The sequence below is a fragment of the Alistipes indistinctus YIT 12060 genome (assembly GCF_025144995.1).
In the GTDB taxonomy this organism is placed as follows: domain Bacteria; phylum Bacteroidota; class Bacteroidia; order Bacteroidales; family Rikenellaceae; genus Alistipes_A; species Alistipes_A indistinctus.
On the sequence record NZ_CP102250.1, the window covers coordinates 45,368 to 65,716 of the forward strand.

The following is a 20,349-nucleotide window of genomic DNA, read 5'->3' on the forward strand; positions in this document are numbered from 1 at the left end:
GCGTGCTGGGTTTGCAGCCGTTTCTATTCAGGTCTCAGGTCGATTGTCGTGATATAGCGGCATATGTGGTTGTTTTTTGTGACGCCTTCGAGGATTACGTCATATACGGCAGGCCGGTCTCCGGTGTAAAAAGAGACGGTACCCGACGCATGAATTTCCGGATTCCAGTAGAGGGTTGTCCGCAAGTCTGGCACGGGATCATTCTTTTGCTGGGCTGTTTCGTATTTGGGCGAGTAGAACTCCGTCTCTTGTTTGAAGCCGAACGGAGCGAACATCAGCATGGAAGGAAGCGGGGCGATCGGTTGAGTCAGGGCCTCGCCGCTTTTCATGCGGACCAGGAGCAGTCCGGACACTCCTTGCAGATGATAGGCCTTTAGTTGAGGATCGCCTGCCATGATAGCACCTGCCGATTCTATCATGCTGACACGTAAATTGTTGAGCAATTCTATCCCATCATTGTCCGCTGCGTATGGCATGCTGTCGATCAGGATCAGTCCGATCGGTTTTCCGAGGCAATCGAGGTAACGGTGGCGCTTCCCGTTTGCGTCGGTCGTGTATTTCAGACTGACGCCCGGTAAAATACCTTCTTTAAGTGCGTCCAGCGCTGTGGATGCATTGTATGCCGATAAATGTTCAGGGGTAGTAGTATTGGCATTCAGGCCAAAGAAACGGCGCTCTTTGGGGACTGTCAATGCCCGTACAACTGCCGGCGGGGCGGATGCGGCCAGCAGTTTGGGTAGGGTCGGTTCCTGTTTAACCGGAATGGTCAGTTGTCGGTAATTGTCGGCATAACTCTGCATGGCGGCTGCGACCTCGTTGCTTGTTGTGTACAGACAGGAAGGGACGGCGTTACGAACGGCCGGGAAAGTGTCCTGGTCCATCGTGAGCTGGATCCCCCGCATTCGCTCTTTTTTGTTCAGTGCCTGAACCATGAAAACGGTACTGTCCGGAATTATGGCTGTATAGGAAAACCTGCAACTGTCTTTTAGGTGGAAACGTTTGGAGTAGTTGTAGCGCAGGATCGAAAATACGAGTGATACGTCTTTTACCTGTTTGCCGGAGAGGCCGGAGATGGTGCCCGTGAATTTTTGCGTTACTTCCGGCGGATAGGGATGCTCTGGATAAATGTCGAGAAGCACTTTTTTGATGTCAAAGCGTGTCCAACCATGGGTTAGCATCAACAGATCGAGTTTGTAATCGGTTTGCGGATCGTTGTCCTTGAAATAATAGGCGGGATCTTCGATATGTCCCTTCAGGTCGGAACTCATCAGCAGGTAGGACTGGATATTTTCTTCCCATGGTTCCTGCCTGACTAAATCGTGGTCGGTGACGGACACGGCAAAACGCCCTTCGGCCGGGACACCACGATAGTTTGTGATCGTGATGTCCAGAGCGATCTCTTTGCGGGCGGCGATATGCTTACGGGAAGCCGCCACGGAAACCCGGGCAGGTTGCTTGTCCCTGATGAAGAAGAGCCGTTCGGCCAGTGGTATTTTCGCAACACGGTCTACCACGAGGATATGGCAAATGCCCGGGAGCAGGTAGTCGGTATCGATCTCTTTAAACCATTCGTTTTTACGAAACTCTTCCGATGCCAGGATTTTACCCCTGCACAGGATCATGATGGCAAGACGTTCCGGATCGAGATCCGGTGTGGCGGACATATAACAGAGCAGCCGCCGCCAGTTGGCAACGGTGAGCGAACATCCCGATCGCTCCACTTCCGGAAGCTCTACCTTACGAATGGTGCCGTTTTGCGCAGTCACTTCGGCGTAATACCGCTGCCCGTACTGAGGTGTCAACGAAAAACGACCCATGCCTTTGTGGATCGATGCCAGCTCCGTGACGAACCTTCCCGCACTGTCGAATACCTTTCCTGTCACCTCAACGGAAAGTCCGTCCGTTCCGATTGCTTTGAATGCCACGACCTGCGCTCCTAGCGGAAGTAGGTGGCCGCCTTCCGGGAAGAACTGAATGTCGAAATCGTCTTGGTTGTCAGCCGTTTCCGAGGTATGTGCCGTTGTTTGTTGCCGGTCGGTTGTAGCGATTGGGTGTTCTGTGCTGGAGAGTGTTTTCACGGGAGACGAGCCGTCCGAAAGAGTATCCGCAATGGCGTGTGGAGCCGGATTGACGATCGGGATGACTTTTTTGAAGAAAAATGCTTCATCTTCGTTCTGCATCCATTGTGTGTAGCCGCGCAGCAGGTAGTGGCCCGAAGGAAGATTTCGCGGCAGGTTGAGGTTGTTGTGAAAACCGTTCCAATTTTCGATTACCTTGATCCGCCTGCGTACGGAGTCCCGTTTGTCCACCAACTCGACATAGATAAAACGAGTGGGGCGGGGATAGCTTAGTGTCACCGCATTGAGTAGATAACCCTTGAACCAAATCGTTTCCCCGGCGCAATAGTAAGGTTTGTCCAGCTGCAGGTAGAGTTTCTCCGGAACACCCTTTTTGTAGGTGTCGATAAATTTGTTGAGCGAAAACTTGTAGAATGATTTCGGTAAATCTTCTTCGTCGACTCTGATCTGTGTCTGGCCGATGGATTGTAGCAGAGTTTTTTGCTGCTTATGCGGAGGTTTGCCGTATAGAAGAGTGCCTGCATCCCATTGTGTCACGGACAGGATACAGGTAATCACTATGCAGGATATTACAGTGCGTGCCATTTCAGGCTGTTTTTGTAATCTTTGCCGACCTCTTTTAGTAGTTTTAAGTCCTTATTGAAGCTCGTGGAACAGATGTTTACCGGGTCCGGTCGATTGTGGTGGTTGCCCGGCAGATTGATCCGTTATCGGTGATTCCTTCCAGTATGACGTCATAAACGGTTGCTTTGTCTGCCGTGTAAAAGGTCAGCGAAATTTTCCCGTTGCGGTCGGGTTTAACGCATGGATCCCAATAAACGGTTGTCCTCAGGTCCGGCTTGTTGTCGGCTTTCGCCGCAGAGGTTTCGTATTTGGGTGCGTAAAACGCTTCCGGTTTTTTGTAACCCAGCGGCGTAACCGTGACGGTCGCCAATGTAGGAGTGTCGAATATATTATTGAGCGTATAGCCCTCTTTCAGGCGTACGACTATGGCGCCGTTCCGGGCTTCGGAACCGTATTTGCCCGCTTCGCCCGGTTCGAGGTATCCCATGGCTTCCACCCGGTTCGGAGGGATATTGTTGAACATTCCCGCGTTGATTTTACGTCCGTCCACGACGAAGCATTCAATTGCACCGGCTCCGCTTCTGTTGGGTACGGTGGTGTGTTCCCCTGTGATCTCGTCATAGACGTTTGACACGCGCAGGTAACTCATTGCTTCGCTCAGTCGGGAGGCTCCTTTGAAATGATTTAGTATCTCCTGGCCGATGACCCGTTCGACGTATTGTCCGTTGAACATATGTTTTCTTTGGGCAGTTACCGTTACATTGGAAAGGTTGATGATCCGGATGCCGCCTTCGGCATAGTATTGTTCTTTGAGTTGGTCGAGGTATTCGAGCGGGATAAAGGTCGAATCGGTCGGATTCTCCCCGATTTTAGGCAATGGGATACCGGCATTTGCATCCGGGAACGTTTCGGGATCGATTTTGAGTTCGAGTCCCGTGGTGCCTCCTTTCGCACGTTTGCTCTGCAGCAGCAGGGTCGTACTGTCCGCAAAATCGCAGTTGGGAAAAAGGAACTTGTTGGTATTGCCCAGCGGCAACTCTTCTACGTAACTGTCTTTCAGCGAACAGATGGTAACCGTCGTCGATTTGGGCGCCCCCCCGAACATCCCCAGTACCTCTCCCGATACCGTCTGGCTCTCTTCGACCGGGAATTTTGCCTCCGGCAATCGGCCTTTCAGCAGGTCGGAGATGTTAAACCGCGTCCAGCCGTGAGTCAGCATCAGCAGGTCGAGTTTGTGGTCTTTCTGCAGTGTGCGGTCGTAAAAATAGTAGCCCGGTTCTTCGATGTATCCTTTCAGATCGGAGGTGAGCAGCAGGTTCGAACGGATGTCGCCGTCGTCCGGGTTCTGTTGGACGGCATGTCTGTCCGTCACGGCGACGGCGAACGATCCGGAACTTTGTCCGGTCGTGTCTTTCAAATGAATTGTTAGCGTTACTTTTTCACGTGCGCCGTATTGGTTGCTGTTGGTCGCAAAGGCTGCCTGAGGTGAAGAGGTCTCGTGTATAAAGTAGAGCCTTTCGGCCACCGGTTGCCCGGTATCCTGATCCACAATGGAAAAATGCGCGATACCTGGCGGAAGGCTCTGTTTGCCAACCGACCAGACGGAAGGGAATGAAGCGAGTGGATCGACGGCGATGACCTGGCCTTTTACATGTACGACCAGCCCCAGTTTCGCCGGATCGATATCCGGGGTGGCTGTTGCCTGGCAGAGGAGTAAGCCATTGCGCTCGGTTACTGCAAGCGTACATCCCGAAGGGGAGACCGGGGGCAGTTCGAACCGTTTGGCGAGTCCGGCGCTGTCGAGGGTTTCTGCAAAGTATCGTTTCCCGCTCTGCGGCACGAACGAAAGCCGGCCCATGCCTTTGTGGATCGTATTGAATGTCGTGACGGGGATTCCTTCTCCGTCTACGATCTGCCCATTCACTTCGACCGACAGTCCGTTGGTCCCTATTGCCTTGAAAGCGACGGTTTGCATACCGAGTGGAAGCAGGTGTCCGCCTTCGGGGAAAAAATCGACGCTGTAATCTTGGGAGAAGGCGGGTATGATGAATTGCTTTTCATAAGGCATGTTTGGGTCGTCTATGGTGACTGTGAGTGAATTGGACACCATGTCTTGTTGGGGAATAGGGAATCCGACGAGGAGTTTTCCCCGTTGGGTAGTTTGGGCTGAATAGCGTTTGGTTTTGCCGTCCAATGCAAGCAGGTAGGTGAGTTTTTGATCTGCAATGGGCTTTTTCTCCGAATCGGTGAAAACGATTTCGGCGGTGCATTGTCCGTTTTCTTCGGTCGTATAGCGGATGGTGGCTGACACGGCATTGTCTATCGGATTTCCGATGGTGAGGATGCGGTTGTAGAAAAAAGCCTCGCCGCTGTTTCTCATCCATTGCGTATAGGCTCGGAGTGTATATTGTCCGCGCGGGGTTTCGGGCGGCAGTTTCAGGCAGTTGTGGAAGCCGTGCTCGTCGGCTCTGATTTTGATGCGCTGCTGGACCGTGTTGTTCCGGTCGATCAGTTCAACATAGATATACCGGCTTTGCCGCATCGGTGCCAGTGTCACCGCATTCACCAGGTATCCTTTGAACCAGATGTTTTCTCCTGCGCTGTAATAGGGTTTGTCGAGTTGGAGGTAGAGCTTTTCGGCGATTCCTTTTTCATACATCGAGACGAATCGTTGAAAGGTTTGTTCGCTGAAAGCGGAAGGCGTAGATTGACGTATCGCCGGTCCGGCAGCTGCCGCAACGGGGTGCGCCGGAGGTTTGGCCGTGACCGGATCCGCTGCCGGTACGGTTGCCGGAAGAATCAACCAGAATATACAATGGGATAGATGCATAATTGTATGGGTTGTTTAGGTTAGTGTCTGGCAAAGTCGTCTTTCGGGTGCAGCCGGCTGTGTTTTGTGGTACGGAGCCAAGGTGGGGCGCCATTGGATTTCTATTGCAGAAAGTTAACAAAATATTCCGCACGGACCAATTTTATCCGGCAGCTTTCATGTCGTTTTATCGTGCTTTTTCAATTACGTTTCTCTTAAATTGCCGAAGTGATGCGATAATTTTTTTATTTCCGGGAAAATCACTATCTTTGCAGGCCCGCAAAATGTGGGCACGGATCACATAATTCACACAAGTATTAACTTTTTAAACGTAAAAAAGTGGAGTCATTAAGCTACAAAACAATCTCCGCCAACGCTGCGACGGTCACCAAGGAATGGGTGCTGATCGACGCTACGGACGCGGTGGTGGGTCGGCTTGCTTCGCAGGTAGCCAAGATCCTGCGCGGTAAGAACAAGCCTAGCTTCACTCCTCACGTTGACTGCGGTGACAATGTCATCATCATCAACGCTGACAAAGTGAAGTTTACGGGCAAGAAGATGACGGACAAGGTGTACGTCCGTCACACGGGTTATCCCGGCGGCCAGCGTTACGCCACTCCGGCCGATTACCTGCGTAAGAAGCCCGAGTTCGTCCTCGAAAAGGCCGTCAAGAGCATGCTGCCCCGTACCCGTCTGGGCTCGGCGCTGCTGCGCAACCTGAAGGTGTATGCCGGAAGCGAACATCCGCATGCGGCACAGGCACCCAAAACTATCAAGTTAAACGAGATTAAGTAATGAGTATGGAAGTTGTAAATGCCGTTGGACGCAGAAAAGCTGCTGTAGCTCGCGTTTACGTGAAACCCGGCAAAGGGAACATTACTATCAACCAGAAACCCCTGGACACCTACTTTCCGTTGGAAATTTTCCAGTATGTGGTGAAACAGCCGCTGTTGGTCACTTCGACCACTGAAAATTTCGACATCACCATCACTCTCGACGGTGGCGGAATCAAAGGCCAGGCTGAGGCTGCCCGCCTGGGTATCGCCCGCGCCCTCTGCGAAATCGATGCGGAGATGCGCCCGGTGCTCAAGAAGAACGGCTTCATGACGCGTGACCCGCGTGAGGTTGAGCGTAAGAAACCCGGTCAGCCCGGTGCACGTCGCAAGTTCCAGTTCAGCAAGCGTTAATTTCTGCGCCTGTGGAGCACAGAGCGGGAACAAATACCGGAGACTGCTTTTATGCACTACTCTGTTATTGCCCCTCTGCGGAAAATCGCGGGGATTGTCCAGGACACTACCGCTGCGATTGATGTAAAGAGAATTAAAACAGAATTAAACAGTTAAACAAAATGCCAAGAACTGATTTTAATCAATTACTGGAGGCCGGCGCTCACTTCGGCCACCTCAAGAGAAAGTGGAATCCCAAGATGGCTCCTTATATCTTCATGGAGAAAAACGGAATCCACATCATCGACCTTCACAAAACGGTGATGAAGATCGATGAAGCCGCCGCCGCGCTCAAGCAGATCGCCAAGAGCGGTCGCCGCGTCCTGTTCGTCGCTACGAAGAAGCAGGCCAAGGACGTCGTTGCGGAGACGGTTGCCGCAGTCAACATGCCGTATGTTACGGAACGTTGGCCGGGCGGTATGCTTACAAACTTCCCCACGATACGTAAAGCTGTCAAAAAAATGGCCATGATCGACAAGATGAATACCGATGGCACTTTTGACAACTTCTCAAAGAGAGAGAAACTCCAAATCAGCCGTCAGCGCGCCAAACTCGAGAAGAACCTCGGTTCGATCGCTGACCTGACCCGCCTTCCCGCCGCTCTGTTCGTAGTGGACGTGCAGAAAGAGGCCAACGCCGTGAAAGAGGCCAAACGCCTCAGCATCCCCGTATTTGCCATGGTTGATACTTGCTGTGATCCGACAGATATCGATTATGTAATTCCGGCAAACGACGATGCTACCAAATCGGTGGCTGTAGTCCTCGAGGCTGTGACCGCCGCTATCGCAGAAGGTTTGGCCGAACGTAAGCTCGAGAAGGAGAAAGAGGCTGCCGAATCTGCCGCCAAGGCAGAGAAGGAGCCCAAACCCCGGGTTAAGAAGGCTGTGAAAGCGGATTCCGCTAAAGCTGAACCGGTAGCCGAAGCCGCTGCTGAAGAGGCTGAAGCACCTGTTGTTGAAGCCAAGGCAGAAAAAGCCGAGTCCGCAGAATAATTATCGCTTATAACAGAAAGGAAAATTATGGAAATTAAAGCTGCTGATGTTGCTAAACTCCGTGCGATGACCGGAGCCGGTATGATGGATTGCAAAAAGGCGCTGGTAGAGGCCGAAGGCGATTTCGACCGCGCTCAGGATATCATCCGTGAGAAGGGCAAACTGGTTGCCGCCAAGCGTGCCGACCGCACTGCTACGCAGGGTGTCGTTGCCTCGAAGATTGTGGGTCAGAAGGGCTACATGCTCTGCCTCGCTTGCGAAACCGACTTTGTGGCTCAGAATGCTGATTTCGTCGCTGCTACCAATGCGATCCTCGACATCGCTGTCGAAGCCGATGCGGCTGATCTCGATGCACTGCTGGCCGTTGTGAAGGACGGCAAGACCGTAGCCGAGATCGTGACCGAGAAATCGGGCCAGACCGGTGAGAAGGTCGAGTTGGCTTACTACGGCAAGATCGAAGCCCCGATGTGCGTGACCTATATCCACATGAACAGCAAGCTGGGTACGCTGATCGGCTTCAACAAGGAGATCGACAAAGAGGTTGCCAAGGATGTGGCCATGCAGGCTGCCGCTATGGCTCCCGTTTCGATCGACAAGGGGGACTGCGATCCGAAAATCATCGAGCACGAGCGTATGATCGGTCGCGAACAGGCCCGTCAGGAGGGTAAACCGGAGGCAATGCTCGATAAAATCGCCGAAGGGAAAGTTAACAAGTTCCTCAAAGAGAATACCCTGTTGAATCAGGATCTCGTGAAGAACAACAAAATCTCTGTAGGCACCTACATCAAGGAGGCTGACAAAGATGCAACCGTAATCGCTTACAAGCGTTTTTCGCTGAACGACTAATTACCGGCTATATTTCATTGAAACGGGTCCGCTCTGCAAGAGCGGACCCGTTTTGTTTGTATGCTCATAATTGTTGGAGGCGTATGGAACAGGCGGTATTGCCTGCAAGGGGATTCGATGCGTATTTCCTATACCGTTTCGACCTGCTGCAATTCCACGTACCACAGGTATCCCCGTACCGTACGGTAACCCATGCGGCGCAACAGGTCCATGTATTCGCGGATTTGCACAGCATGGCTTTTGCGCTGCACGGCTCCGAACTTGTAATCCACCACGACCGCTTCGGTGCCTTTGGTCAACACGCGGTCGGGACGCCGTACCGCACTCTCCCTAGGAACGATGATGTCCGCCTCGTTGCGCACTGTTTCCCATTTGGGGGCGAACCACGAGCGGACCAACGGGTCGGCGAATGCATCCGCAATCGTGTCGCGCAGGTGTTGCCGCTCTTCATCGGAGAGGATGCCGTTAGCCCGTAGCAGGTCCAGTTGTTCGGCAATCTGGCCTTCGTGTTCGATATTCTCGAATACTTTGTGCATCAGGATTCCGTAGTTGCGCGGAGCCAACTGTATCTCCTCCCCTTCGTCGAAATAGCGCTGGGAGGCGAATTTGAATTTCAGTTTCGTGTCGGGGCGGCGGATCGGGTAGATGGGGACCCCGGCAGGTGCAACCGGTGGAACGGCTTTCCGGTAGGGCTGTCCGAATTCATACCGCTCACCCCCGTCGAAAGTCGTGCTGAGGCCTTCCAGTTCACCGATCCGGACCGTGTCGTCGGTCGAATGTTCGAACGTCGCGGCGATCAGTCCCCCGATCGTGTCGGTCTGCCGGCCGCTGTGGAGCATCAGGTGGAGCTCCTCTTCTGCCCGTGTGGCTGCTACGTAGAACATATTGATATTGTCGATGTGGGCGAGTACCGTTTCCCGGTAAAAGGCCTCCGAGAAATAGGATACCCCCATCTCGTTTTTGTAACGGATGGGCATCTCACCCAATGCGTCGAACGGTGCTTCGTCGGCAGCGGCCCAAAGCAGCGAACCGCGCTTGGGCGAGAGTTCCCACGTACAGTAAGGGACGATTACCGCTTTGTATTGCAGTCCCTTGGATTTGTGGATCGAGATGATTGTGATGGCCCGGCTGTTTTGCGGCAGGTTGATCGACTGGGTTCGTCCTGTTTCCTCCCACCATTTGACAAAAAGCGGCAGGTCCGCGATTTTTGAAGCGCTGAACGTATGTACCTGCTCTTGAATGGCCTGGATGTAAGCAATGTCTTCGGTCCGGGTGTGCAGCCGGTAACGCAGGATCAGTTCTTCGAGTGCTTCTTCGACGCCTTTGAGCCGCAAACCCTGTAAGAAATCCCGTTCCCCGTCGTTCAGCGGAGCATTGAGCGGCAATCCCAGGAATTGATTGTATAAAGCGCGCCGGATCGGGTCCTCGGGATTCGACGAGAGCTTGAGCGCCGCTACGATGAACGATGCGACCGGAGCATTGCCGATGGTCAGCGCCTCCTGCGTGACCAGGTCGTAGCAGTAGGGTGATTCGGGGTGTGCGGTTTTATAGTCGAGCAGTTGTTTCGCGATCTTTACCCCGTCGCGGTTGTAGCGTACGAGGATGGCGATGTCGCTGGGCGAGTAACCGCGTTGCTGCAGCTCTTCGACCGTTGCGATCACAGGCGGTTTGTCGGCCTCTTCCTCCTTGAATTCGCGTGCGAATTGCGTGATGCGGATATAACCGTTCTCCGGCGCTTTGGCGCTTTGTTGCCGGTGTTGCTCGTATGCGTTTGCAAGCATGTCGGTCAGTTCGGCACGTATCCCCGCAGATAAAGAGCCCTGTTCGCGCGCCGTTTCCAGCTGGCTGTTGAGCCGTTCGTTGTCGAGTGCTACACAGGCTCCGATAGCGTCGTTGTTGAAGCGCACGACGGTACCTGCACTGCGGTAATTGACCTCGAGCGTTTGGTCGGCGACTTCCCGGAAACGGCGGTTCACCTCTCCGCCGAGAATCTGCCAATCGCCGCCCCGCCATCGGTAGATGGATTGTTTGACGTCGCCGACCAGCAGGACGGGAGATTTATCGTCCTGTGCTACGGCATTTTCCAGCAACGGGACGAAATTGCTCCATTGCTGCTGCGAAGTGTCCTGAAATTCGTCGATCATGAAGTGCGAGAAGGCGTTCCCCGCTTTTTCGTAGATAAACGGCGTGTCGTTGCCGCTGATTAGCTTGTGCAGCAGGCCGTTCGTTTCGGAGATCGGCAGGATGCCCTGTTCCCGGCAGAGTGTGTCGATCCGTTGCGAGAGGTCGGCCAGCAGGGCATAGCTGCGGAAATTTTCACGCAGCAGCGCCGTCGTGTTCAAAAACCGGATATTGTCGTCGTAGAGACGGCACAGCTCTTCGAGCCGCGGGCGCAACTGCGGGATCAGTGCCCGTATGTCGTCGATACGAGGCGATTTTTTACCGTACCACTTTTCATCCGACCCGAGCGCGTCCGATACGCGCTGTCCGTAGGCGGATACGATGCCTTCGCTCGTTTTGACGAAATAACTGATACAGCCGCTTCTGCCGTAGGCGAAATCGTCAATCGTGAGTCCACTTGCGGCAATTAAGTCCAACGCTTCCCGTCCAATCCTCTGCATCGTGTTCGTGACAGCGCGGCTGCGCCCGATCGCTTCGCCCAGTACCCGGCTCAACTCCTCTTTGGACAGTGAGCCCGCAGTTAGGCTTTTGTAGCGCTCTTTGAAAATCTCTGCGCCCAGTTTGCGGATATCCTCGCGGATGTCCCACCGTTTGTTGTCCTCGATCTTCTCTTCGGCGAAACGTGTGATCCATTCGCGCAGCGGTTCGTTGACGGCCATTTCTTCGATCATCCGGTCGGTGGCGCTGTCGAGGATTGAGTCGGTTTGCAATTCTAATGTAAAGTTGGCGTCGATGCCCAGTTCCTTGAGGAATGAGCGGATGATCCGTTGGAAGAACTTGTCGATGGTCACGACGCAAAAATGGCTATAGTCATGCAGGATTTTGGTCCGGACTTCCGTGGCGCGGCGGCGGATCAGGTCCGGTGTAAGCTCCAATTCTTCTTCGAGCTGCGGTAAATACGAACTCTCCGTCCCGCTGGCGAGTGCGTTGAGTTCGCCCATGATGCGCTGCTTCATCTCCTCGGTCGCCTTGTTCGTGAAGGTGACGGCCAGGATGTTCCGGTACAGCCACGGATTCGCGATTACGTGCGCGATATATTCGTATGCAAGCCGGTAGGTTTTGCCTGATCCGGCCGATGCCCTGACGATGCTGACGCTTCCCATTCGTTCGTTTTGCTGAGGGATTCTTCCAAAGTTCCGTTTGCAGGCTAAAGTTACGGTAAAGATTGGGAATTCCCTGACAAAAGCCTATATTTGTCTAAGGGAATTAAAAACGAAGAATATGAAAAAAATAGCGCTGATGCTCCTTGTGCTGACCTGCTCACTGGCCGCTTCGGCCCAGCAGTCCATCGTCAGCAAACGGCTGGATGCTTTCCGTAACATAGACCTTTCGGGTAACCTGCATGTCGAGCTGATCAAGGCCGATTCTGCACATATCGATGTGAAGCTCAACGGGACGAACAGCAACCGCCTCGATTGGGGGATCAAAAACGGTACGCTCAGCGTGCACCTGCGCCCCGGGGGCGAGAAGGGGGCCAGCGGAGATGTGAAGATCTATTACGATACGCTGTCATCGCTCAAAATTTCTGCGTCGAACGTTTCCGTGCAGGGTACGTTGACGCAGGGTATGATCGATGTCGATATGACGGCGGGCGCAATTTTCGGTGCCGATCTCCAGCTTAAGGATATTTGTCTGAAAATTACCGGTAATTCGGTTGCGAACCTGACCGGATCGGCCAAGTACGGTACGTTGATCGCCACTTCCAAATCGAAGGTGAATGCCCGTCCGCTCACGTGTCAGGATGTACGTGTCGAGGCTACTTCCGGCGCCGAGGTGTATGTCAAGGCCGTCGAACGTATCCAGATCGTTGCGAACACCGGAGGGGCCGTCTATTATCAGGGCGAGCCCGAGATTTTCCGCAGTGCGACGAAAATGATGGGTACGGTCAACAACATCGGTAAATAGCGCTTTTCTCCGGTTTTCTTGCCTCTGTATCGATAGGCTGCATGGTGAATATTGGCCCGACCGGGGGAAGTGTGCGGGAAAATCTAAAGAAAGATCGGGCTGATTCGGAGTGTGTAGGATTGATGCCGATTCCATTTTGGCCGGCGGCGGGGATAAACGGGCTCCGGACCGTAGACGGTTAGCACGGTGGACGGCCCTGCAGCGGGCGATTTATAAAGGAGGGTTATGCGCAGTTTTATCGACGAAGTGGTTTCGTCTTTGTACGGGCGTTACGGCGATGATATTTCATCGCTGAACCTGGTTTTTCCGAGTCGTCGCGCCCGCCTCTTTTTTTCCGACGCCCTTTCGCGTGTTACGCTCCGTCCCGTGTGGCAGCCCCGTTTCGTGGATATCAACGACCTGATGCAGCAAATCTCGGGAATTGCCTGTGGCGATCGCATCGAATTGGTGACCGAACTTTACAAGGTTTACAGCCGGCACCACGACGAAAGTTTCGACGAATTTTATTTTTGGGGCGACATGCTCCTTTCCGACTTCGACCAGATCGATAAATACCTGATCGATGCGGATGTTCTTTTTACCAATATCGGCGATCTGCATGCGCTCGAGGACCATCTTGCCTACCTGACTCCCGAGCAGATCGGCATTGTGTCGCGTTTTTGGCAAAGTTTCGGTGCGGAGAGTAATTTCTCGGACGAAAAAGCACGGTTTATGTCGATCTGGCGCACGTTGGGGACAATCTACCACGAATATCGGGCGGCCCTGTCCGTTCAGGGATTGGCTTACGAGGGGATGGTGCACCGTATCGCGGCCGAACGGATCGCTGCCGACGACCTGCCCGATGAATTTCCCGCGCCCGAGAGCCGTTACGTAATCGTCGGTTTCAACGCGTTGTCCGCTTGCGAGAAGCGCCTGTTTACTTGGTTGCGCAACAGCGGACGGGCCGAATTCTGGTGGGATTACGACGATTATTATGTCGGTAATGCCGATCATGAGGCGGGTTTGTTCCTGCGTTCCAATATCCGGGAATATCCTGCACCGCTGGATACCGGGCCGCACGGCCGTTTCGTACAGGCGAAAGAGGTCTCGGTAGTTTCGGCCCCGTCGGACAGCCTGCAGTGCAAGTATGTGTATACGTTTCTCGAAGGATTGTTGCGACGCGGTCTTAAACCGGACAAAGAGACGGCGATCGTACTGACCGACGAGAGCCTGCTGCTCCCGGTGCTTTATTCTATTCCCGATGAGATCGGTGCGGTCAATGTGACGATGGGTTATCCGTTGCGGCAGACCACGGCCTATTCGTTCGTCGAGCGGCTGTTGGAGTTGCAACGCCGCAAGCGCCGGAAGAAAGACGGCACGCTCCAGTTCTACCACAGCGATGTCGTGGGCATTCTTAACCATCCTTACATACTGGAACAGGATAGTGTCCGCTCCGGGGAGCTGATCGCCGATATCCAACGCAGCCAGCGGGTCTATGTGGAAGCCGGGCGGATTGCCGTTCCCGGGGTTACCGACCGTATTTTTTCCGCTGCGGACGGATGGACGGAGCTTGCCGATTATTTGCAACGGGTACTTGCCTGTATCGGCGGATTGCCGTCAGCCGAAGACGGTCCGCGCCGGCGCGAGTTCTTTTCGGTGATTATCGATAATCTCTGCCAGGTCGGTACGTCGCTTCGGGACAGTGGCCTGGAGGTTACGGTGCCGGTCTTTTCATCGTTGCTGAGAAAAATCCTGCAAGGCGTCCGCATCCCCTACGAAGGGGAACCGCTCAGCGGAATACAGGTGATGGGGATACTCGAAACCCGTAACCTCGATTTCGAGAATGTGCTGATCCTTTCGGCCAACGACGATACGTTCCCGGGCAATTTGGCCGCCGGGGCGTCGTTTATCCCGCATAACCTGCGGCTTGCCTACGGGTTGCCTACGCCGATGCACCATGAAGGAGTTTATGCCTATTACTTTTACCGGTTGTTGCAGCGCGCTTCGGTCGTACACATCGCTTACTGTTCCCGCAGCGACGACAAGCACACTGGCGAACCGAGCCGCTATATCTATCAACTGGATTACGAGTCGCCGCACGATGTGGTGCGGACTCAGGTGCCGCTCAGCGTAAGCCTCGCCCCGCAACACCCGCTCGCAGTGCCCAAAACTGGCGAGGTGGCGGAACGGCTGCATGCATTCCTGGACGGCGGGGGACGTACTTTTTCGCCTACGTCGTTCTATGCCTATATCGAATGTCCCCTCAAATTCTGTTTCCGCAGTATTGAACGGCTCCGGCCCGAGGAGGAGGTCGCCGAGGAGATCGATCTGCCGATGTTCGGGACGATCTTGCACAAAGCGATGGAACTGCTTTACACGCCGCTGTTGAATATTCCGGAACCCGGGCGGCAAATCCGTGCACTGATCGGATCTGCGGCGGTTGCCGATGCGGTTACCCGGGCGGTTAGCGGCGAGTACCTGCGTGATCCGTCGCTCGGCAGCGACGAATACGGCGGGAATGTCTTGCTGGTGCGAGATATCGTCGTACGTTATATCGATCGTTGCATCCTGCCCTATGACGCCGCTCATCCAGGCTTTCGGATTGAAGGTTTGGAACAGTCGGTCACGGCCCCGGTCTCCTTCTGTTGGGGTAGTGAAACACATACCGTGACCTTTGCGGGTACGTCCGACCGGCTCGACCGGTTGACGGACGGACGTGTTCGTGTGGTGGATTACAAAACGGGAGCGCCGAAAACCGAATTTCGGGATCTCGACGCGCTTTTTTCGGCCGACAGCCGGCAGCGCAATGCTGCCGCTTTGCAGACACTGCTCTATTCGATGATGGTAAGCCGCACGACCGGCAGTGACGTACAACCGGCGCTTTACTATGTTCGCCGGATGAACGATCCCGATTACTCGCCGTTGCTGGTCGAAGGTAAGCGGGAAGTATTTTCGTTCGCTCCGTACCGGGATCCCTTGCAGGCGTATTTGCAGACGACGCTCGCTTCGCTGTTCGATTTCTCGGAACCGTTCCGCCAGTGCGACGATCGCTCGGTTTGCGAATACTGCGATTTCCGCGAAATCTGCCGGAGATAGCTTTTAAGTACACCGGATTTCCCTATTGGTATTTGATTCTGTTCGTATTTAAACTTGCAGATTTATAGGTGATAATAAGGATTGTCAGTGCCGTAGACTGTTGATTCCGTGTCCGCTTTGGATTGCCGTTTCCGCGTATCTGCAAGCAAACCGATTGTGTTATTGGCGAGCAGGATGCCGAACGGGTAGGAGAAACAGATCCGGACGTTGTTCAGAAATGTTTTTCGGTTAGCGGGTACTCGATGGCTAGATGCGGAAAAAACGGAGCGGACCCAATCGGGTCCGCTCCGTTTCAAGAGTTTGTATCGGTCGTTAGTTGATCGACATCATTTCCCGGTATTTCGGCAACGGCCACAGTTCGTCGTCGACGATCAGTTCCAGTTTGTCGATATCCTGCCGGATGACCGACATGATCGGACGTACCACGTCCCAGTAACCGTTGGCCCGTTCGATGATATTCTCCGTATTGTTGTATTTCTTGCGTGCGTCGATCATCTGGCGGTTGTGTTCGCGGATCGACTTGACGTATTTCGCGATCTTGGTGATCGCACGAATCTCTTCCGAAGCGAGTTCCATGTATTCGTCTGGCATGATATCTTTGAGCCCCTGCACGTTTTGGATCAGCACATTTTGGTACTTGATCGCCGTCGGCACGATGTGGTTCGCAGCCATATCGGCCAGTACGCGCGATTCGATCTGGATCTTTTTGATCAGAATCTCCAGGTTGATTTCGTACCGTGCGCAGATTTCCGATTCGCTGTAAACGCCGTGTTTCGTCAGCAGTTCTTTGTATTGCGGACGGTTGAACACCGTGAATGCTTCCGGAATGCTGCCGATGCTTTCCAGTCCGCGTTTACCGGCCTCGTCGAGCCATGCCTGACTGTAACCGTTGCCTTCGAAACGGATTTTTTTCGATGCGATAATGTATTTGCGGATTACCTGCAGGATAGCTTCATCCTTTTTGACTCCTTTATCGATCAGTGCATCGACCTCTTTTTTGAATTGGATCAGCTCTTCGGCGATAGCCGTATTGATGACCGTCAGCGGCGCCGCGCAAGTGTGCGACGATCCCGTGGCGCGGAATTCGAACCGGTTGCCGGTAAAGGCGAACGGCGAGGTGCGGTTGCGGTCGGTGTTGTCGAGCAGGATGTCGGGAATTTTACCGATGTCGAGCTTGATGTCGGTCTTTTCATCGGGCGTCATCTTCTTGTCGCTGACCCTCTCTTCGATCGAGTCGAGCATGTCCGACAGGGTCGAACCGGCGAAAACCGACATCACGGCCGGTGGTGCTTCGTGTGCGCCGAGGCGGTGCGAATTGGACTGGGTGGCGATCGAGGCCATAAACAGCGTGCCGTAGTCGTGTGCGGCCTTGATCGCGTTGACGAAGAAGGTGAGGAACTGGATGTTGTTCTTCGGGGTTTTGCCCGGGGCCAATAGGTTCACACCCGTGTCGGTCATCATCGACCAGTTGCAGTGTTTGCCCGATCCGTTCACCCCGGCGAACGGCTTTTCGTGAAACAGCACCCGCAGTTTGTGTTTCAGCGCCACTTTGCGCATAACGGTCATCAGCAGCGTGTTGTGGTCGACCGCGATGTTGGCCTCTTCGAACATCGGAGCACATTCGAACTGGTTGGGTGCCACTTCGTTGTGGCGGGTTTTGATCGGAATGCCGAGCCGGTAAGCCTGTTCTTCGAACTCCTTCATATATTCCAGTACGCGGCTCGGGATCGCTCCGAAATAGTGGTCGTCGAGCTGCTGGTCTTTTGCCGCGATGTGCCCCATCAGCGTCCTTCCGGTTTGCATCAGGTCGGGACGTGCGAGGAAGAGCGCTTCGTCTACCAGAAAGTACTCCTGCTCCCAGCCCAGCGTGACGTTCACCTTTTTGACATCTTTGTCGAAATACTGGCAGACATCCTCTGCGGCTTTGCAAACCACTTGCAGCGATTTGAGCAGCGGGGTCTTGAAGTCGAGCGCTTCGCCCGTATAAGCGATAAAAATGCTTGGGATGCAGAGGGTTTTGTCGATGATAAAGGCCGGAGACGACGGATCCCAGGCTGAATAGCCGCGCGCTTCGAACGTGTTGCGCAATCCTCCGTTGGGAAAACTCGACGCGTCGGGTTCCTGCTGTACGAGCAGTTCGCCTTTGAAGGTTTCGAACGAACCACCGCCCTGCATCGGTTCGAAGAAAGCGTCGTGTTTTTCTGCGGTCGAGTCGTTCAGCGGCTGGAACCAATGCGAGTAGTGCGTTGCTCCGCGTTCCATCGCCCAGGTTTTCATACCCTGTGCGATCTGGTTTGCGAATTTGCGGTCGATGCGCCGCCCTTCGTCGATCGCATTGCAGAGGCTTTCGTAAGCATCTTTGGCGATATATTGCCGCATGGTTTCGCGGTCGAACACGTCGGCCCCGAAATAACCCGATATTTTTTGATCCGATAGTTTGGTCTCGATCAATTCCCTCCGGGAGATCTCGTCCAGTGCCTTGAAACGGAGTGTAGCCATGAATGGAATGTTAGTTTGACGGTTTCAGTGGCAAAAGTAGATAAAAAACGATATAAAAGACGATCCGGCCCCCTGTTTTTTGGGGGCCGGAATAAAAAAACACCTGTTTTTACTGAAATTAGTCGAACGATTGCATACCGCTCTGGGCGATGCGGATGATTTTGCGGTAATCCTTGTAGTCGAGTTCCATAAAGAAGTAGTGTACCGGATCGATCCGCATGCCGTTATGGATAATTTCGTAGTGCAGGTGCGGGGCGAGCGACAGGCCGCTGTTGCCCGACTGGGCGATGATATCGCCGCGCCGGACGCTTTGGCCCTGTTTGACATAGATTTTGCCCAGGTGGCTGTATGAAGTTTCATACCCGTTGCCGTGATTGATGATTACGGTGTTTCCCGACGAGGTGCGCTGCGTGATGACACGGCTGACCCGTCCGTCGGCGGTGGCGAATACGCGGGACCCTTCGCTGACGGTGTAATCGACGCCCTGATGTGCGGTCAGGGTTTTGTAGAACGGATGGATGCGCATGCCATAAGAAGCGGTCAATAGTGTCAGATCTTTATTGATGACGGGCTGAATGGCCGGAATATAGTTGAGACCGTCTTTGAGAGAATCGGCGTGCTGTTCCATTTCGGCGATCAGGTAGAGCTGGTCGCTGGCTTTCTTTTCAAGGGTATTGAGCTTGCTGAAGAACAGGTCCCCCAGTTCCCGGTTTGTCTTCGACAACAACTCTTCGTGGGCCGCCAGTTCCTTCTCTCCGTAATCGTTGTCGAAACTGTAAGGATCGGATTCGAACAATGTCCGGAAAATGTGCCGGTCGCGCTCGACCACATTGTCTAAGATCCTTTGTATCGTGTCGTAACGCTTGTCCAGTTTCTTGTATTCGTTGCGTAGCAGTCTCGTCGAGGATTTCATCCGGTATTCGACCGGTGTGTCGAAAAAGAACGAGAAGGCTATATAATAAAGGATAGCCATCCCGGTCCATGCGAACACATGGATGACTGCACGCCAGAACTTTTTCCTGAACGCGACCTGCTGTTCGTGCCGGTGCGGCACGAGCTCTTTGAAGCGGATGAGTCGGGGTTTGTCCATGGGTTATTCCGTTTCGTATGTAGTGGCCTGTGCCGACTCGACGATTTTGGCGAACTCTTCTTCGCTCATGTCTCGGCTGAAGTAGTTGAGCGGATCGACGTGCAGCCCGCGGTAGATCACTTCGTAATGGAGATGCGGTCCCGTCGAGCGTCCCGTACTGCCTACTTCGCCGATCAGCTCACCGCGGCGGACATACTGGCCCGGCGCGACGAGGATTTTGCTCAAGTGCGCATAACGGGTTTTGTAACCGAAACCGTGGTTGATCAATACCTGTTTGCCGTAACCGCGTTCGCCCTCGTTATTGAAAGCTACTCGGCCGTTGCCCGTGGCATAAACGGGGTCTCCGACCCGTCCGCCCAGGTCGATTCCCTGGTGGCCGGCGATACGTCCGGTGACCGGATGGCGCCGGGTACCGAATGCACCGATGTGTCCGCGCAGGTTGCGTTTGTTGACCGGCCAGATGGCGGGAATCGCTTCGGCCATCATCTCCTTGTTTTTGCTGAGTTCCTCCAGCTCGTCGAGCGATTTGGACTCGAGGTACAGCAGTCGGCTCATTCCGTCCAGCTCTTTCCAGGTCGAAACCATCAGGGGCGTGTAGAGGTCGTTGTTCAGGTGTTTGTATTTGCTGTCCGGGTAGGGGGTATAGATTCCCTGCATATTCAGCGAATCGGTGCCGAACAGCGAACGATAGACGCTGTTGTCGCGGTGGCGGATCTCCTGCAGCCGGGCCGTAGCGGCGCGCAGTTTGTCGTTCAGCATGTTGTATTTGATCAGCAGTTCGTTGTTGTCACGACTGATGCGGTACATTTTGGGCGTGTAGAAAAAGAACGAAAAAAGCACGTTTACGATCGAAGCGAGGATGAATCCGATCAGCACTTTTCGCAAAGCCCGGTAGAATTTGATCCGAAAAGGGATGGTGATGACCTCGTAAGTGAGGGTCTGCGGGTTGAATTTATAGCGTTTTTTTGCCATCGGATCATTTTATGTGCGCTGGGCACAACAAAATTAGACGAATTTATGTAATTTTACAACCTCTTTTGTGATTGCATTATTAACGCTCCCCAATCGAAGGATAGTATACCTC

12 protein-coding genes are annotated in these 20,349 nt (G+C 53.8%); 6 read left to right on the forward strand and 6 right to left on the reverse strand.

Annotated elements, in window-relative coordinates:
* Window positions 1-23: 23 nt before the first annotated feature.
* Both NQ495_RS00180 and NQ495_RS00185 read right to left on the reverse strand, forming a co-directional pair.
* Window positions 24-2,663, reverse strand: coding sequence for an alpha-2-macroglobulin family protein (locus NQ495_RS00180; RefSeq protein ID WP_009135019.1), 2,640 nt, complete (start codon window positions 2,661-2,663; stop codon window positions 24-26).
* A 76-nt stretch (window positions 2,664-2,739) separates the two neighbouring features.
* The gene (locus NQ495_RS00185) at window positions 2,740-5,301 is read right to left on the reverse strand and encodes an MG2 domain-containing protein (RefSeq protein WP_040294630.1); all 2,562 of its coding nucleotides are present in this window, start codon (window positions 5,299-5,301) and stop codon (window positions 2,740-2,742) included.
* A 489-nt stretch (window positions 5,302-5,790) separates the two neighbouring features.
* On the opposite strand from NQ495_RS00185, the gene rplM reads away from it, so the two are divergent.
* From rplM to tsf, 4 genes are all read left to right on the forward strand, one after another.
* Entirely contained in the window at window positions 5,791-6,246 is a 456-nt protein-coding gene (gene rplM, locus NQ495_RS00190) for a 50S ribosomal protein L13 (RefSeq protein ID WP_009135017.1), read from the forward strand.
* Between the two features lie 5 nt (window positions 6,247-6,251).
* On the forward strand, window positions 6,252-6,638 hold the full coding sequence (gene rpsI / locus NQ495_RS00195) for a 30S ribosomal protein S9 (RefSeq protein ID WP_040294787.1): 387 nt from the start codon (window positions 6,252-6,254) through the stop codon (window positions 6,636-6,638).
* A 161-nt stretch (window positions 6,639-6,799) separates the two neighbouring features.
* Window positions 6,800-7,669 (forward strand): 30S ribosomal protein S2, encoded by an 870-nt coding sequence (gene rpsB, locus NQ495_RS00200; protein WP_009135015.1) that lies wholly within the window; start codon window positions 6,800-6,802, stop codon window positions 7,667-7,669.
* A 27-nt stretch (window positions 7,670-7,696) separates the two neighbouring features.
* The gene (gene tsf / locus NQ495_RS00205) at window positions 7,697-8,515 is read left to right on the forward strand and encodes a translation elongation factor Ts (RefSeq protein ID WP_009135014.1); all 819 of its coding nucleotides are present in this window, start codon (window positions 7,697-7,699) and stop codon (window positions 8,513-8,515) included.
* A 128-nt stretch (window positions 8,516-8,643) separates the two neighbouring features.
* Here tsf and NQ495_RS00210 read toward each other — a convergent pair whose 3' ends face one another.
* Complete coding sequence (locus NQ495_RS00210; protein WP_009135013.1) at window positions 8,644-11,799, reverse strand: UvrD-helicase domain-containing protein; 3,156 nt, start codon at window positions 11,797-11,799, stop codon at window positions 8,644-8,646.
* A 118-nt stretch (window positions 11,800-11,917) separates the two neighbouring features.
* On the opposite strand from NQ495_RS00210, the gene NQ495_RS00215 reads away from it, so the two are divergent.
* Both NQ495_RS00215 and NQ495_RS00220 read left to right on the forward strand, forming a co-directional pair.
* Window positions 11,918-12,601 carry a GIN domain-containing protein gene (locus NQ495_RS00215; RefSeq protein WP_009135012.1) on the forward strand — a complete coding sequence of 228 codons (684 nt, stop codon included), beginning with the start codon at window positions 11,918-11,920 and terminating at the stop codon, window positions 12,599-12,601.
* A gap of 225 nt (window positions 12,602-12,826) precedes the next feature.
* On the forward strand, window positions 12,827-15,676 hold the full coding sequence (locus tag NQ495_RS00220) for a PD-(D/E)XK nuclease family protein (RefSeq protein WP_009135011.1): 2,850 nt from the start codon (window positions 12,827-12,829) through the stop codon (window positions 15,674-15,676).
* A 312-nt stretch (window positions 15,677-15,988) separates the two neighbouring features.
* Here NQ495_RS00220 and NQ495_RS00225 read toward each other — a convergent pair whose 3' ends face one another.
* From NQ495_RS00225 to NQ495_RS00235, 3 genes are all read right to left on the reverse strand, one after another.
* Window positions 15,989-18,175 (reverse strand): glutamine synthetase III family protein, encoded by a 2,187-nt coding sequence (locus tag NQ495_RS00225; RefSeq protein ID WP_009135010.1) that lies wholly within the window; start codon window positions 18,173-18,175, stop codon window positions 15,989-15,991.
* 118 nt (window positions 18,176-18,293) lie between these two features.
* Complete coding sequence (locus NQ495_RS00230) at window positions 18,294-19,265, reverse strand: M23 family metallopeptidase (RefSeq protein ID WP_009135009.1); 972 nt, start codon at window positions 19,263-19,265, stop codon at window positions 18,294-18,296.
* Window positions 19,266-19,268: 3 nt separating this feature from the next.
* Complete coding sequence (locus NQ495_RS00235) at window positions 19,269-20,237, reverse strand: peptidoglycan DD-metalloendopeptidase family protein (protein WP_009135008.1); 969 nt, start codon at window positions 20,235-20,237, stop codon at window positions 19,269-19,271.
* Window positions 20,238-20,349: the final 112 nt, after the last annotated feature.